The sequence below is a fragment of the Streptomyces sp. NL15-2K genome (genome assembly GCF_030551255.1).
Lineage (GTDB): Bacteria > Actinomycetota > Actinomycetes > Streptomycetales > Streptomycetaceae > Streptomyces.
The window spans coordinates 2,637,011-2,651,070 of record NZ_CP130630.1 but is presented as its reverse complement, the minus strand read 5'-3'; the positions used below and the strand labels follow the sequence as shown (position 1 = coordinate 2,651,070).

Annotated in this window: 18 protein-coding genes and 1 riboswitch; of the genes, 12 read left to right on the top strand and 6 right to left on the bottom strand. The window is 71.5% G+C overall.

Annotation, left to right across the window (positions count from 1 at the left end):
• Positions 1-63: 63 nt before the first annotated feature.
• A riboswitch (cobalamin riboswitch) is annotated at positions 64-206 on the bottom strand.
• A gap of 109 nt (positions 207-315) precedes the next feature.
• The 3 genes from Q4V64_RS11430 to Q4V64_RS11420 all read right to left on the bottom strand — a co-directional run bounded on the left by Q4V64_RS11430 (position 316) and on the right by Q4V64_RS11420 (position 2,739).
• Positions 316-537 (bottom strand): hypothetical protein, encoded by a 222-nt coding sequence (locus Q4V64_RS11430; RefSeq protein WP_124443271.1) that lies wholly within the window; start codon positions 535-537, stop codon positions 316-318.
• 45 nt (positions 538-582) lie between these two features.
• Complete coding sequence (locus tag Q4V64_RS11425) at positions 583-1,836, bottom strand: inorganic phosphate transporter (RefSeq protein ID WP_124443272.1); 1,254 nt, start codon at positions 1,834-1,836, stop codon at positions 583-585.
• Positions 1,837-1,989: 153 nt separating this feature from the next.
• Complete coding sequence (locus tag Q4V64_RS11420) at positions 1,990-2,739, bottom strand: lysozyme (RefSeq protein ID WP_124443273.1); 750 nt, start codon at positions 2,737-2,739, stop codon at positions 1,990-1,992.
• A 196-nt stretch (positions 2,740-2,935) separates the two neighbouring features.
• Here Q4V64_RS11420 and Q4V64_RS11415 point away from each other — a divergent pair, with 196 nt between their 5' ends.
• Together Q4V64_RS11415 and Q4V64_RS11410 are read left to right on the top strand one after the other, a co-directional pair.
• Positions 2,936-3,667 carry a class II aldolase/adducin family protein gene (locus Q4V64_RS11415; RefSeq protein WP_124443274.1) on the top strand — a complete coding sequence of 244 codons (732 nt, stop codon included), beginning with the start codon at positions 2,936-2,938 and terminating at the stop codon, positions 3,665-3,667.
• A gap of 166 nt (positions 3,668-3,833) precedes the next feature.
• Complete coding sequence (locus Q4V64_RS11410; protein ID WP_124443275.1) at positions 3,834-4,967, top strand: alpha/beta fold hydrolase; 1,134 nt, start codon at positions 3,834-3,836, stop codon at positions 4,965-4,967.
• Between the two features lie 6 nt (positions 4,968-4,973).
• On the opposite strand, the gene Q4V64_RS11405 is transcribed toward Q4V64_RS11410, so the two are convergent.
• On the bottom strand, positions 4,974-5,255 hold the full coding sequence (locus tag Q4V64_RS11405; RefSeq protein WP_303709895.1) for a hypothetical protein: 282 nt from the start codon (positions 5,253-5,255) through the stop codon (positions 4,974-4,976).
• Positions 5,256-5,430: 175 nt separating this feature from the next.
• Between Q4V64_RS11405 and Q4V64_RS11400 the strand changes: the two genes are divergently transcribed.
• Positions 5,431-6,828: a hypothetical protein gene (locus Q4V64_RS11400; RefSeq protein WP_172629448.1), complete on the top strand. Its 1,398-nt coding sequence runs from the start codon at positions 5,431-5,433 to the stop codon at positions 6,826-6,828.
• A gap of 11 nt (positions 6,829-6,839) precedes the next feature.
• On the opposite strand, the gene Q4V64_RS11395 is transcribed toward Q4V64_RS11400, so the two are convergent.
• On the bottom strand, positions 6,840-7,253 hold the full coding sequence (locus tag Q4V64_RS11395; RefSeq protein WP_124443276.1) for a VOC family protein: 414 nt from the start codon (positions 7,251-7,253) through the stop codon (positions 6,840-6,842).
• A gap of 109 nt (positions 7,254-7,362) precedes the next feature.
• Here Q4V64_RS11395 and Q4V64_RS11390 point away from each other — a divergent pair, with 109 nt between their 5' ends.
• From Q4V64_RS11390 to Q4V64_RS11375, 4 genes are all read left to right on the top strand, one after another.
• Positions 7,363-7,629 carry a hypothetical protein gene (locus Q4V64_RS11390; protein WP_124443277.1) on the top strand — a complete coding sequence of 89 codons (267 nt, stop codon included), beginning with the start codon at positions 7,363-7,365 and terminating at the stop codon, positions 7,627-7,629.
• 91 nt (positions 7,630-7,720) lie between these two features.
• On the top strand, positions 7,721-9,319 hold the full coding sequence (gene abc-f / locus Q4V64_RS11385; protein WP_124443278.1) for a ribosomal protection-like ABC-F family protein: 1,599 nt from the start codon (positions 7,721-7,723) through the stop codon (positions 9,317-9,319).
• A 419-nt stretch (positions 9,320-9,738) separates the two neighbouring features.
• Complete coding sequence (locus Q4V64_RS11380) at positions 9,739-9,960, top strand: helix-turn-helix domain-containing protein (RefSeq protein WP_004002281.1); 222 nt, start codon at positions 9,739-9,741, stop codon at positions 9,958-9,960.
• 117 nt (positions 9,961-10,077) lie between these two features.
• Positions 10,078-10,905 (top strand): enoyl-CoA hydratase/isomerase family protein, encoded by an 828-nt coding sequence (locus Q4V64_RS11375; RefSeq protein WP_124443279.1) that lies wholly within the window; start codon positions 10,078-10,080, stop codon positions 10,903-10,905.
• A 4-nt stretch (positions 10,906-10,909) separates the two neighbouring features.
• On the opposite strand, the gene Q4V64_RS11370 is transcribed toward Q4V64_RS11375, so the two are convergent.
• Positions 10,910-11,620, bottom strand: a complete 711-nt coding sequence (locus Q4V64_RS11370; RefSeq protein WP_172629449.1) for a nucleopolyhedrovirus P10 family protein — start codon at positions 11,618-11,620, stop codon at positions 10,910-10,912.
• Between the two features lie 88 nt (positions 11,621-11,708).
• Between Q4V64_RS11370 and Q4V64_RS11365 the strand changes: the two genes are divergently transcribed.
• From Q4V64_RS11365 to amaP, 5 genes are read left to right on the top strand one after another with little or no spacing between them, the layout of a single operon-like run.
• Positions 11,709-12,194 carry an Asp23/Gls24 family envelope stress response protein gene (locus Q4V64_RS11365; RefSeq protein ID WP_124443280.1) on the top strand — a complete coding sequence of 162 codons (486 nt, stop codon included), beginning with the start codon at positions 11,709-11,711 and terminating at the stop codon, positions 12,192-12,194.
• A 34-nt stretch (positions 12,195-12,228) separates the two neighbouring features.
• Complete coding sequence (locus Q4V64_RS11360; RefSeq protein WP_124443281.1) at positions 12,229-12,423, top strand: hypothetical protein; 195 nt, start codon at positions 12,229-12,231, stop codon at positions 12,421-12,423.
• A complete protein-coding gene (locus tag Q4V64_RS11355) occupies positions 12,420-12,803 on the top strand; it encodes an Asp23/Gls24 family envelope stress response protein (RefSeq protein ID WP_124443282.1) in 384 nt (127 codons plus the stop codon). The genes Q4V64_RS11360 and Q4V64_RS11355 overlap by 4 nt, the downstream gene beginning before the upstream one ends.
• Positions 12,800-13,459, top strand: a complete 660-nt coding sequence (locus Q4V64_RS11350) for a DUF6286 domain-containing protein (protein WP_124443283.1) — start codon at positions 12,800-12,802, stop codon at positions 13,457-13,459. The genes Q4V64_RS11355 and Q4V64_RS11350 overlap by 4 nt, the downstream gene beginning before the upstream one ends.
• The gene (gene amaP, locus Q4V64_RS11345) at positions 13,456-14,043 is read left to right on the top strand and encodes an alkaline shock response membrane anchor protein AmaP (protein WP_172629450.1); all 588 of its coding nucleotides are present in this window, start codon (positions 13,456-13,458) and stop codon (positions 14,041-14,043) included. Before Q4V64_RS11350 ends, amaP begins: the two co-directional genes overlap by 4 nt.
• Positions 14,044-14,060: the final 17 nt, after the last annotated feature.

The window sequence follows — 14,060 nt, the reverse complement described above, 5'->3', positions numbered from 1 at the left end:
TACTGGACCTCAATCGGCAGCCGAGCATGGCGATATGTCCTCACTCAGGGTGTCCACGCCCTGGTTCGACGAGACCGGCGGTGAGAGTTCCTGGCTCCCGGGGCTTCCTACCCCGGTGACAGTGGCGGGACCGCGCCGGATTCTCACCGGCTTCCTCTCCTGCCGCCGTACATGGCCCCGGCAGTCCACCACGCGGTTGGAAGGGCCGTCAACTTGCCGTTGACCTGCGACGGGAGAGTGTGCGAAGGCCCACACACGCGTGAGGTGCGGGACGGTGATCCGTCCCGCACCTCGACTGCGCTCGCGTGCTGTGCGTCAGGCCACGATCAGATGGATCCCGTACGCCACCGCCGCCGCGCACGCCGCGAAGCAGGCGTACGCCCCGGTCACCGCCAGCGCGGCCGAGCCTCCCCGGGCCGCCGCCCGCTCCTGTCGCGAGAGGCCGGTGATGCCGAGGGTGAACAGGGCCACCAGGGCCACGGTGACCGCGAGGCTGACGCCGAAGACGGAACCGAGAGCCGCCCAGTCGATCTTCATGCTTCTTCTTCCTTGAGTAACTGTCCTTGAGAAACCGGGTGGGGATCAGACGGTGGCTTGCGAACGCGTCGGCTCGGAGGCCGAGGCCGAGGCCGGGACGGTGGCCGTGAGGTCCTCGGTCACCGTGCCCGCAGGCGGCGGGGTCACGGCCGCGATCGCCGTGGTCACCACGCCGGCCGGCTCCTCGCGGTCGTTCAAATCGCTGGAGTTGACGTTCGTGTGGTCGACGACCTCGCGGCGCGAGACCTTCCAGATCGCGGCGCTGGAGGCGACGAGGAAGACGGCGACGACGGCCGTACCCCAGTCGCCGAGGCCCGTCACGTACTCGGCGAGCGCGCCGACGAGGGCGGCGGCGGGGAGCGTGAGACCCCAGGCGACGAACATGCGCGTCGCCGTGGACCAGCGGACGACCCCGCCCTTGCGGCCGAGGCCCGCGCCCATCACCGCGCCGGAGACGGAGTGCGTGGTGGAGAGGGAGAAGCCGAGGTGGGAGGAGGCCAGGATGACCGTGGCCGCGCTGGTCTGGGCGGCGAAGCCCTGCTGCGGCTGGAGGTCGGTCAGGCCCTTGCCCATGGTGCGGATGATGCGCCAGCCGCCGAGGTAGGTGCCGAGCGCGATGGCGAGGCCCGCGGAGAGGATGACCCACAGGGGCGGGTCGGAGTCGGGGGCGACGGCGCCGCCGGCGACCAGGGCGAGGGTGATGATGCCCATCGTCTTCTGTGCGTCGTTCGTGCCGTGGGCCAGGGAGACCAGGCCGGCGGAGGCGATCTGGCCGGTCCGGTAGCCCTTCTCGGCGGCCTTGCCGTCGGCCTTCTTGCCCAGCCGGTAGGAGAGTCGGGTGGCGAGCATCGCCGCGAGACCCGCGACCAGCGGGGCCGCTATCGCCGGAATCAGGACCTTGGTGACCAGCGCGTCACCGTGGACGGCGCCCATGCCGGCCGAGGCGATGGTGGCGCCGATCAGACCGCCCATGAGGGCGTGCGAGGAGCTGGAGGGCAGGCCCACCAGCCAGGTCAGCAGATTCCAGAGGATGGCGCCGACCAGCGCGGCGAAGATGACCTCGGGACGGATGCCGGTCTCGTCGACGAGACCTTTGGAGATCGTGTTGGCGACCTCCACGGAGAGAAAGGCGCCTACAAGGTTCAGTACGGCGGACATGGCCACCGCGACCTTGGGCTTGAGCGCACCGGTCGAGATGGTCGTGGCCATCGCGTTGGCGGTGTCGTGGAAACCGTTCGTGAAATCGAACGCGAGCGCGGTTACTACCACAATCGCGAGGATCAGCGAGAAGTTTTCCATTTACCCAGGCAATCGTTCGAGGTCATTGGCCGGACGAACGTAGGTAACCTGAATGAACGGAAGATGAACTGAGGAGGGCTGCAGGGTGTCCGGGGGTGACGGTTCTCGCACCGCCGAGCTCCCTTTCCGCCCCGCGGCCCAGGCGCCGCACGGCTAGTAGCCTCGGGCAAACTTTCTCAGCTGGGTCAGGGATCCGTTGAAGAGATTCTGGTCACCCGGCAGACTGCCGCCGTTGTCGTACTGCCAGATCGTCCAGGCCGGCCACCCGGCCGGCAGTGCCCCCGCGTCCGCGGAGTTGTAACGGGCCACCCATAAGGCGTGGTTCGAGGCGAAGGCGCGGCTGCGGCCGGTGCACGTGTTCCACCAGTGGGCGGTGGTGTAGATCACCGGACGGCGGCCGGTGCGCCGCTTGACCTCGTCGCTGAACGACTTGATCCAGCTGACCATCTTCGCCTTGCTCAGGCCGTAGCACTTGTGCTTCTTGTCGTACGGGTTGTACTCGATGTCGAGCGCGGGCGGCAGCGTCCAGCCGTCCGCGGACCAGCTGCCGCCGTTGCGCACGAAGTGCGCCGCCTGTGCCCTGCCCGACGACCTGTTGGGCAGCGCGAAGTGGTACGCGCCGCGGATGATGCCCATGGTGCGGGCGCCGTTGTACTGCTGGCTGAAGTACGGGTTGCGGTAGGTGGTGGACTCGGTCGCCTTGACGTAGACGAACTTGGCGCCCTTGGACTTGGCCTTCTGCCAGTCGACGTTCTTCTGGTGGGAAGAGACGTCGTGTCCTTTGGGCGGGCTCGCGGCCGAGGCGGGTGTCTCGGCGAGCGCGATCCCCCCGGCGGTGAGAGCCGCCACGGACGCCGCTAAGGCGCGGCTGTGGCGGCGGGATGGTTTGCGATCACGGGCCATATGTCCCCCGGAATGGCGACGTGCACGACAAAATCTCCCAGAGATTACTGGAAGATCATCGGATCTTCGACGATCTCTGGCCAAGCGATCGAAGAAGCCCATGTATGCCTATATGTGGCCTTTCGGAGGGCCCGATTCCGGCCTAAAGTGCCCCCGCCCGGCGGCCGGTTGACGCCGTGCCTGGCAGGATCGCCGCATGGCTGAGCAGCAGCGGGACCCTCGGGGCGTACGGGGTGCACGGGAGGGCGCACAGGATGTGCCGGAGTCGCGGGGGAGGGGTGTGCGCGCCGAGGAGGCGGACGCCTGGGAGGCGCTCGTCGCGACGGCCCGCCGGACCGTGTCCGACGGACTGGTCGTCGGCACCTCTGGCAACGTCTCGGTGCGCGTCGGCGACACCGTGCTGGTCACGCCGTCGGGCGTCCCCTACGACCGGCTCACGGCGGACGACGTCACCGGCGTCGACCTCGACGGCCGGCAGGTTCTCGGCGCCCTGGTCCCCACCAGCGAACTGCCCATGCATCTCGCCGTCTACCGCAACACCGACGCCCGCGCCGTCGTGCACACCCACGCCGTGCACGCGACGGCCGTCTCGACGCTCGTTCCCGAGCTCCCGGCGATCCACTACATGACCGTCGCCCTCGGCGGGCCCGTCCGGGTTGCCCCGTATGCCACGTACGGCACCGACGAGTTGGCCGAGAACATGCTCCACGCCCTCGCCGACCGCTCCGGCTGCCTTCTCCAGAACCACGGCACCCTCACCTACGGCGCCACCCTGGACCAGGCCTACGACCGCACGGCCCAGCTGGAATGGATGTGCCGCTTGTGGCTGACGGCGTCCGCGGTACCAGGGTTGTCACCGACGCTGCTGTCCGGGGCACAGCTGGCGGAGGTCGGGGAGCGGCTGCGGGGGTACGGGCAGCGGGGGTGAGGTTCCGCCGCGGCCTACGGGCAGGCGGCGCACCGGCCGACTCATCCCACAGACGGCGTCTCCCGACAGACGGCGTCTCCCGACAGGCGACGTCTCCCGACAGGCGGCGTCACTCCGAGCCGTCCTCCCGCTGGCCGGTTGCCACGTCCGACAGGACACTGGAGCCGTGCGCACTGTCAAAGCAACGGCCGCTGCCGTCTCCGCGGCCCTGGCGGCCGGTGCGGCGGGTATCGCCGCCGGCCGACTCGCCAGCGACGCCGCGCTCAAGGCGCCGCCGGGCCGACCCCTGCCCACCGAACCCCGGCTCACCGTGCACGCGACGGCCGCGGGCCGGATCGTCCTCACTCGTGACCTGGCCGCCCTGCGTCCCGGCGTCTACGGCCTCGGCGGCGACGGCTCGCACGCGGTCGTCGGGCCCGTCCTCGCCGCGGAGTCCCACTCCGCCGACACCGTCGTCCGCCGCCTGGAACGCGTCTCGCACGGCACCCTGAAGCCCGGCGACAAGGTCTGGCTCACCCCGAACCTGTACGTCGGCAACCCGAGCGCCGCCCTCGGCCTGGACCATGCCGACATCGACATCCCCGGCGAACTCGGCTCCCTGCCCGCGTGGTTCGTGCCGGGCGTCCGGGACACCTGGATCATCGCGGTGCACGGCCTGGGCACCACCCGCGAACACCCCATGAACGTCATGGAGTTCCTGCACCGCCACCGCTTCCCCGTACTCGCCCTCGCCTACCGCGGCGACCTCGGCGCACCCCGCCCGCCGGACGGACTGAACCATCTCGGCGAGACCGAGTGGCGCGACCTGGACGCGGCGATCGGCTACGCCGTCCGGTACGGCGCCCGCCAGGTCGTCCTGCTCGGCTGGTCCACCGGCGCCACCATGGCGCTGCGCGCCGCCGCGCACTCCGGCCTGCGCGAACGGATCTCCGGGCTCGTCCTGGACTCCCCGGTGCTCAGCTGGGAGACGACCCTGCGCGCCCTCGCCGCCGCCCGCCGCACACCGGGCGCCCTGCTGCCGCTCGCGGTACGCGCCGCGCAGGGCCGCACGGGCATGTACGGCGACCGCCTCGCCGACGCCGAGGCCGACACCGCCGACCGGCTCCTGACGCCGACCATGATCTTCCACGGCCCCGACGACAAGGTGGCCCCCTGGGACCACTCCCGCCGCCTCGCCGCCACCCGCCCCGACCGGGTCACCCTCCACACCGTGCACCACGCTCCCCACGCGGCCATGTGGAACGCCGACCCCAAGACCTACGAAGAGGCGATGCGCCGCTTCCTGACACCACTGATGTGACCCCCTTCACTGCCGCTTCCCGCCCCGCCGCGACGCTGCTCGGTCACGACGCACGTCCTCGGCGTACGTCCTCGGCGGCGCCGAAACCGGCCGTGTGCCCCGCTCGGCCCGCAGCGCACCCCGCTCGGCCCGCAGCGCACCCCGCTCGGCCCGCAGCGCACCCCGCTCGGCCCGCAGCGCACCCCGCTCGGCCCGCAGCGCACCCCGCTCGGCCCGCAGCGCACCCCGCTCGGCCCGCAGCGCACCCCGCTCGGCACGCAGCGCACCCCACTCGGCACGCCACTGCACTTCACCCCTCCCGCGCCACCCCCTCCGCTCCCGGTGCCGCAGGTTCCGTTTAACGCCGTACCACTGGCCTGATCTCAGCCTTCAGCCGCCCGCACGGGCCCGGCGTCGGCCCTCCCCGTCGCCCGCCGTGGCATTCCGTTTGGGTTTTCGGACCGTCAACCGGAAGACTGCACCCGTGACGTCCCGTATCCCGCGCGACTCCAGGCTTCGACTCGTCCGCCCGCGACCCCTGGCCGCCGCTCCCTCAGCTGTGAACCAGCGGCGCCCGCGCCGCCCCGCGCCCCGCCCCCCGGAGGGCACACCGGCCCCCGCGGAGCTGGCCAGAATGGCACGCTCCGGCCTGGCCGCCGCGGCCCGCGTCGCCCACTGGGCCGACGCCGCGCTGCGCCCCGTCCGCGACGGCGCGAACCCGGGCGGCAGGGGCACCCTCTCCGACGAGACCGCCGAACGCGCCGCCACCGACCTGGGCCTGACCCCGGCTCAGGTCCGCGCCGACTGGGACACCGCCCGCCTCGCCGGTCTCGTCGAGGTGCACGGCGACACCGCCCGCCCCGGCTGGCGGCTGCGCGCCTGGAACCGCGACGACAGCGCCGTACTGCGCGGCTGGGTCGCCCTCTTCGACGCCTGGTCGCTCGCCTGCCCGGAGCCGGCCGACCACGAGCCCGCCGCCCTCGCCGAGGTCGTCTCGGCCATGCCTCAGGTGCTCTCCTTCCTCCAGCTGTCCGCCGGCCCCGTCCCCGTGGAGCAGCTCCTCGACCTCCTGGAGCAGCGGGTCACCGAACTGCGCACCGAGCGCTGCGAAATCCCCTACGGACCGCAGCCCGAACCCACGGAGCACCAGGCCGCCGACGCCCCCCTCGCCCCCCTCCTCGACTGGGCCCTGCGCGCGCTCGCCTCCGTCGGCGCCCTCACCTACGGCGACGGGCAGGCCACGCTCACCCCGCTCGGCAGCTGGGCGGTCTGGGTCAAGCTGGAGCAGATCTGCGTCGCCGCCCAGAGCCCCGCCGGGAACATCGAGCAGGCGGCCGAGGACATGCTCCGCGGCTGCGCCCAGCTGCGCCCGAACGCGGCCCGCGCCGAGTACCGCGCCTGGCTCGCCGCCCGCCCCGTCGGCAGCGCCGTCACCGAGCTGCTCGACGCCGCCCGCGGCGAGGACGCCCTGCTGCGCGGCCTCGCCTTCGAGGCCCTGCGCGTCGTCGGCGCCCCCGCCGAGCCCGACGTCCGCTCCGTGGCCGACGATCCGACGCTGCGGCCCTACGCCCTGCTGTGGCTCGCCGAGCACGACGGCATCGACCCCGAGGACGCCCACGAGGTCCTCACCCGGGAAGAGGCCACCTGGCTCTGGGTCGACACCGCCGCCGCCGTCGCCGACCACGGCGAGGCCCCGATGCTGGTGCGGCACCTGGAGTCCGCGGTGCAGCCGACCGTCCCCTCGCTCCTCGACGAGGTGCGCGCCGTCGGCCACCCCCGCACCGTGCAGGTCCTGGTCGCCCTCGCCGCCGCACACCCCGACCCGGCCCTGGCGAAGGCCGTACGCCGCGCGGCCTTCCAGGTGCACACCGGGGGCAGTTGAACGCCCGGCGCTCAGCCCTCTATCTCGGGGGCGTACGTCCCGAAGCTCCAGATGTTGCCCTCGGAGTCCCGGGCCATGTAGTCCCGCGAGCCGTAGTCCTGGTCCGTCGGGGGCATCAGGATCTCCGCGCCGTGGTCCACGGCTCGCTGGTGATGTGCGTCGACGTCGTCCACGACGACGTACACCCCCACCGGGCCCGCGTCCTTCATCGCCGTGTCGAAGACACCGCCGCGGCCCTTGGAACCGAGCATCACCCCACCGTTGCCCTGCACCAGTTCGGCGTGCGTGACCGAGCCGTCCTCGTCTTCGTACACCGACAGCTCCGTGAAGCCGAAGGCCTCCGTGAGCTGCCGGATCGCCGCCTTCGCGTCCGCGTAGAGCAGGGTCGGGTAGATGCTCGGACGCCCGCCGCTCGTGCCTGCCATACCGATCACTCCTTCGTGATCCCTTGCCGGAACATCACCTGCTGCCCAGTCTCGCAGCGACCACTGACAACGCCCCGGCGATGATCCGAACGGGGGACCCGCCCCGATCGTGACTGCGCTCTGCGCCTGCGCTCCACTGGCGGCACACCGCGAAGGCCACGCCTTCGAGCCCGCGCGTGCCGTACGTCACTCCGGAGTACTGCTCATCGCCCAGCCCTGCACCGAAGCAGCAGCGGCTCTCCCCCGGACCGCCCAGCTCATCGCCGTCGACGACCTGGACCGCGTCACCCCGCACCGCAGACCATTCGGCAACGAAGTCGCCAAAGCCCGCCTCGAACACCCGAACACAGAAAAAGTGGTTGCACGGCCCCGTTAGACTTGGCCCATGGCCATTCTCCTCGCGCATTAGACGGCGGGAACGCCCTCAGCCGCCCATCCCGCCAACCACCCCGCCCTGGAGTCTGTCCGTGATCTCCGCATCCGGTATCGAGCTGCGCGCCGGTGCGCGCGTCCTCATCGAGTCCGCCACCTTCCGCGTCGCCAAGGGTGACCGCATCGGCCTGGTCGGCCGCAACGGCGCCGGCAAGACGACCCTCACCAAGTGCCTCGCCGGCGAGGGCATCCCCGCCGGCGGCACCATCACCCGCTCCGGCGAGGTCGGTTACCTCCCGCAGGACCCCCGCACCGGCGACCTCGACGTCCTCGCCCGCGACCGCATCCTCTCCGCGCGCGGCCTCGACGCACTGATCCGCAAGATGCGCGACAACGAACAGCGCATCGCAAACGGCCAGGGCGCGACCCGCGAGAAGGCGCTGCGCCAGTACGAGCGCCAGGAGACGGAGTTCCTCACCAAGGGCGGGTACTCCGCCGAGGCCGAGGCCGCCACCATCGCCGCCGCGCTCAACCTGCCCGACCGGGTGCTGGGTCAGCCGCTGCACACGCTCTCCGGCGGTCAGCGCCGCCGTGTCGAACTGGCCCGCATCCTCTTCTCGGACGCGGACACGCTGCTCCTCGACGAGCCGACGAACCACCTGGACGCCGACTCGATCATCTGGCTGCGCGACTACCTCAAGACCTACCGCGGCGGCTTCATCGTGATCTCCCACGACGCCGACCTGGTCGAGACAGTCGTCAACAAGGTGTTCTACCTGGACGCCAACCGCTCCCAGATCGACGTCTACAACATGGGCTGGAAGCTCTACCAGCAACAGCGCGAGGCCGACGAGAAGCGCCGCAAGCGCGAGCGGCAGAACGCCGAGAAGAAGGCCGCCTCCCTCAACGCGCAGGCCGACAAGATGCGCGCCAAGGCCACCAAGACGGTCGCCGCGCAGAACATGGCCCGCCGCGCCGAGCGCCTGCTCTCGGGCCTGGAGGCGGTCCGCAAGTCCGACAAGGTCGCCAAGCTGCGCTTCCCCGAGCCCGCGCCCTGCGGCAAGACCCCGCTGATGGCCGAGGGCCTGTCGAAGTCGTACGGCTCGCTGGAGATCTTCACCGACGTCGACCTGGCCATCGACAAGGGCTCCCGGGTCGTCATCCTCGGCCTCAACGGCGCCGGCAAGACCACCCTGCTGCGCCTGCTGGCGGGCGTGGAGCAGCCGGACACCGGCGCGGTCGTCCCCGGCCACGGCCTCAAGCTCGGCTACTACGCCCAGGAGCACGAGACCCTGGACCCCGACCGCACGGTCCTGGAGAACATGCGCTCCGCCAACCCCGACCTGGACCTGGTCGAGGTCCGTAAGACGCTCGGCTCCTTCCTGTTCTCCGGCGACGACGTCGACAAGCCCGCCGGGGTCCTCTCCGGCGGCGAGAAGACCCGCCTGGCGCTCGCGACCCTGGTGGTGTCCTCGGCGAACGTGCTGCTGCTGGACGAGCCGACCAACAACCTCGACCTGGCCAGCCGCGAGGAGATCCTCGGCGCGCTGCGCACCTACAAGGGCGCGGTCGTGCTGGTCACCCACGACGAGGGCGCCGTCCAGGCGCTCCAGCCGGAGCGGATCATCCTGCTGCCCGACGGCGTCGAGGACCTGTGGGGATCCGACTACGCGGACCTCGTCGCCCTCGCCTGAGCACCTGAGCAGAGGACGAGGATTCGGTCCGAGCTCCCGCGCACGACGGTCCGGCGGTCAACACCGCTTGATCGAAGAGGTGATCCACTGCGTTGATCCACTGCGTATGGATCATTCGGCCGATCCGTGATCCATCATCTGTGTGAGCTCTCCTCGTACCGAGGTGTGTCCTACATCAATTTCCCGGCCGGGCCCTTTATCGACAAGGGCTCGGCCGTGGCACGTCCCTGACCTGGCACTTCGCGAATTTACCCGTTCGGCGGTACGAACAAGGCAGGCTGGAATTACAGATTCCGCTTGTGGGGACCCGCTCCCGTCGTCAAAACCTTGTCTCACGGACCTTGCCGAATGGGTGGCCATGAAGGCCCGGAGGGGTGATCATGAGGAGACCAGAGCGCACTTCCCATGAGGAGGCACGGGTGGCCGAGACTCTGAAGAAGGGCAGCCGGGTAACCGGCGCCGCGCGCGACAAGCTCGCGGCAGACCTGAAGAAGAAGTACGACTCCGGTGCGAGCATTCGGGCGCTGGCCGAGGAAACCGGCCGCTCGTATGGCTTCGTACACCGGATGCTCAGCGAATCGGGCGTCACGCTTCGTGGGCGTGGCGGGGCGACGCGGGGCAAGAAGGCCGCATCGTCCTGAACCCGGGCGGCTCATCGGCTTCGATGGTGGCCACCCGGTCGGTCGGCTGATCGACCGGGTGGTTACTGTGCAGTCACTTAGCATCGCTCTGTTGACCGCACTCATCGGAGGCGCCCCATGGCTTCGCCCGACCAGGACGTTGTTCCCGAAGCACCAGTACCCGAAGTTCCAGTACTCGACAAGGACGGCGTGCGGCTCACCGTCGACGACGCGATCGCCACGGTGACGCTGACAAACCCGGCCAAGCGCAACGCCCAAAGCCCCGCTCTGTGGCGGGCGTTGGCCGAAGCCGGGCGGCTCCTTCCGGGGTCGGTCCGGGTCGTCGTGCTGCGTGCCGAGGGCAAGTCCTTCTCCGCCGGACTCGACCGGCAGGCGTTCACGCCCGAGGGCTTCGACGGCGAGCCGTCGTTCATCGACCTCGCGCGTGGCAGCGACGCCGAACTGGACGCCACCATCGCCGAATACCAGGAGGGTTTCACCTGGTGGCGACGGAGCGACATCGTGTCCATCGTCGCGGTGCAAGGGCATGCCATCGGGGCGGGCTTCCAGCTCGCGCTCGCCTGCGACCTGCGCGTCGTCGCCGACGACGTGCAGTTCGCCATGCGCGAGACCAGCCTGGGGCTGGTACCGGACCTGACGGGCACGCATCCGCTCGTGGGGCTGGTCGGGTACGCCCGGGCGCTGGAGATCTGCGCGACCGGGCGATTCGTCCTGGCCGAGGAGGCCGTGAGCACGGGGCTGGCGAATGTCGCGGTGCCGACGGATCAGCTCCAGGACGCGGTACGCGACCTGGCCGGGGCGATCCTGGCCGCGCCTCGGGACGCGGTGATCGAGACCAAGGCGCTGTTGCGCGGGGCGCAGGACCGGGACTACGAGGCTCAGCGCATCGCGGAACGAGCCGCGCAGGCCCGACGGCTGCGGGACCTGGCCGGCGTCGGCGAGTGAATCCTCACCCGACCGAGGTCACCAGCACCGCCACCGTCGGGTGATCCGGTAGCGCCTGTTCGACCTTCACGCGGACCTGCCGGGCCACGTCCACGGCTCGGTGGTCCGCGTCCACCGCCAGTTCCAGCCGGATGTGCCGACGCGGCAGGGCGGTGGACTCGTCCTGCCGTTCTTCGATGTGCACCGGGCGGCCCAGCGTGCCCGTCAGGTGGGACACACCGGGGACGTCCAGGGCCGCGTCGGCCGCACGGCCCTCGTCGGTGTCCCCGCTCGCCGCGGCGGCGGCCGGCTCCGGCGGCCGTACGGGAAGAGGTTCGGGCTCCTGGTCCAGCAGGGCCGTCACCTCCAGGTCCACCTCCGTCACCGCCAGCCCCAGGCCCTCCGCCGCGCCCGCCAACACCTCCCGCACCCGCGCCGCGGTCATCGGCAGCGGCTCGGACGCCGTCGCGGCGAACTCCGCCGTCGCCCGCAGCGGGCCCGGCGGCAGAGCGCTCGGCGGACGCGGTACGGCGGGCTCGTGCGTGTCCTCCGGGTCGGCGAGATCGATCCGCACCAGGCCCAGTCGCACGCCCCGCATGTCCTCGGCCGCGCGCCGCAGCACCGCTCCTGCCGCCTCCTCCGAGATCCACGCGCCGTCACGCACGCCGCCCAGGGGCAAGAGTCTGCCCAGCCTCAGCTGATGCCGTACCGCCTGCGTCCACCGGTCCACCGTCATTACTCCAGCCTGCCGCATCCCTGGCGCGAGATAGCGCAACCGCGCTTACCGTGGTCAAAGGGACGACGACCGGAAGGGACGTACGGCCATGAGCGACATGACGGAGCGGAACCGGACGCGGGGCCCCGAGAGCGAGACCGAGTCGCCGGCGCAGACCCGCAAGACCGTCAAGCGCGGCGGCGGGGACCCGGCCACCCGGGGGCGTACGACGATCGCCGACGGGGTCGTGGAGAAGATCGCCGGGCTGGCCGCCCGGGAGGTCGTCGGCGTGCACGCGATGGGCAGTGGGCTGAGCCGTACCTTCGGCGCCGTGCGGGACCGGGTGCCGGGCGGGGCGAGGGCCGTGACACGCGGGGTCAAGGTTGAGGTCGGCGAGGTGCAGACCGCGCTCGACCTGGAGATCGTCGTCGACTACGGCGTGGCGATCACCGATGTGGCCCAGGCTGTTCGGGAGAACGTCATCGCGGCGGTGGAACGGATGACCGGCCTCGAAGTCGTCGAGGTCAACATCGCGGTGAGTGATGTGAAGCTGCCGGACGAAGAGGAAGAGGAGCCGGAGAGCCGACTCCAGTGAGGCACCGGCGACCGACGATCGAACGGAGCGCAGCATGAACATGGCCGTGGTCGGCATGATCGCCGGCATGGCGCTGGGCTTCGCCGGGTATTTCGGCGGGTTCGGAGCCTTCCTGCTGGTCGCCGCCCTGGGCGCCGTCGGGTTCGTCGTCGGCCGGTTCCTGGAGGGCGACTGGGAGCTCGGCGACTTCTTCCATACCCGTGGCGACCGGCGCGACCGGCGACGGTGACGCCCGTGAGCAGCGCGGCCGAGGGCATCCGCAGACCCGTGGCCGTCGTCCCGCCGGGCGAGCGCGGCGCCACGCGGATCGCCGACCGGGTCGTCGCGAAGATCGCGTCGCAGGCGGCCCGCGAGGCAGTCGGCGAACTGCCCGAGGACGCCGCGCCCCCGCACGCCAACGTCGCCGTCCACCACGAAACGGTCCGCATCCGCGTGCACCTCGAACTCGCCTACCCCTGCGACATCGGCGCCCGATGCGGACAGGTGCGTCGTCATGTCGCGGAGCGGGTAGACGCGTTGGTGGGCATGGAGGTCCTGGAGGTCGCCGTCCAGGTGGAGCGACTGCACCTGACACCGGCGCACGGCGCGGCACAGGGGAGGACGCGATGAGCGAGCCCCAGGGTTCCGAGGGCACCACACAGCGACTGCCGGTCATGGAGAAGGCGGCCGACACAGGCGGGGAGTACGAGGCTCCACCTGTGCCGGCCGGCCAGGACGGGAAGGCCGGTGGCCGCTTCTGGTCGGCGCGCCGCGTCCCCGCCGGCATCGTGGCGCTGCTGCTCCTGGTCGTCGCGGGCGCCTTCCTGTACGACATCGCCGCCGTGCGCGCCGACCGGGACGCCCTGCCCTGGCGTCGCCGCCTCGCCCGGGAACTGGCCGAGCGGCCCCTGGACGACACCTGGGTGCTCGTCGGCGCGGGCGTGGCCGCCGCGCTCGGCCTGTGGCTGATCGTGCTGGCCGTGACGCCGGGTCTGCGGGGCGTACTGCCGATGCGGCGCACCCATGCCGACGTACGCGCCGGACTGTACCGGGACGCGGCCGCCGTGGTGCTGCGCGACCGGGCCATGGAGGTCGCCGGAGTGCGGTCGGCACGCGTGCGCGTGCGCCGTTCCCGCGCCGATGTCCGCGCGGTCTCCCACTTCCGCGAACTGGACGACGTACGCGCCGACTTGGACGCCGCACTCACCGAAGCGGTCAGGGGGCTGGGGCTGGCCCGGCCGCCCGCGCTGTCGGTGCGCGTGGCACGGCTCGGACGGAAGGGGTGAGGACGGTGCTCAGGACCGTCAACCGGGTGCTGCTCGCCCTCGTCGGCCTCGTGCTGGTCGTCCTCGGCGGCTCCGTGCTCGCCGTGGGACTGGGTGCCCCGGCGCCCTCCTGGTGGATCCACGACGGCTCGCACGACGTGCTGCTGACCGAGTCCGAGCGGACCCGCTGGCGGGGCGACGCCTGGTGGTGGCCGACCGTGCTCGCCGTGCTCGCCGTCCTCGTCCTGCTCGCCCTGTGGTGGCTCACGGCGGTCCTGCGCCGCCACCGGCTCACCGAGGTACTGGTCGACACCGGGGACGGCGAGGGCGCGCTGCTGAGGGGCCGGGCGCTGGAGGGCGTACTGGAAGGACAGGCGGGTGAGCTGGACGGCGTCGCTCACGCCCAGGTCCTGCTCAAGGGCCGCCCGAGCGCCCCCGAGACCCGCGTACGGCTCCGACTGGAACCGCACGTGGACCCCGGGACGGCGCTTCACGACCTCGAGACCGGGGCACTGGCGCACGCCCGCGATTCAGCGGGCCTGGAGACGCTCCCGGCAGAGGTCAGGCTGAAGGCGGTCAAACACCGTGCGGAAAGGGTCAGTTGAGAAGCTGAAAGCTTGAG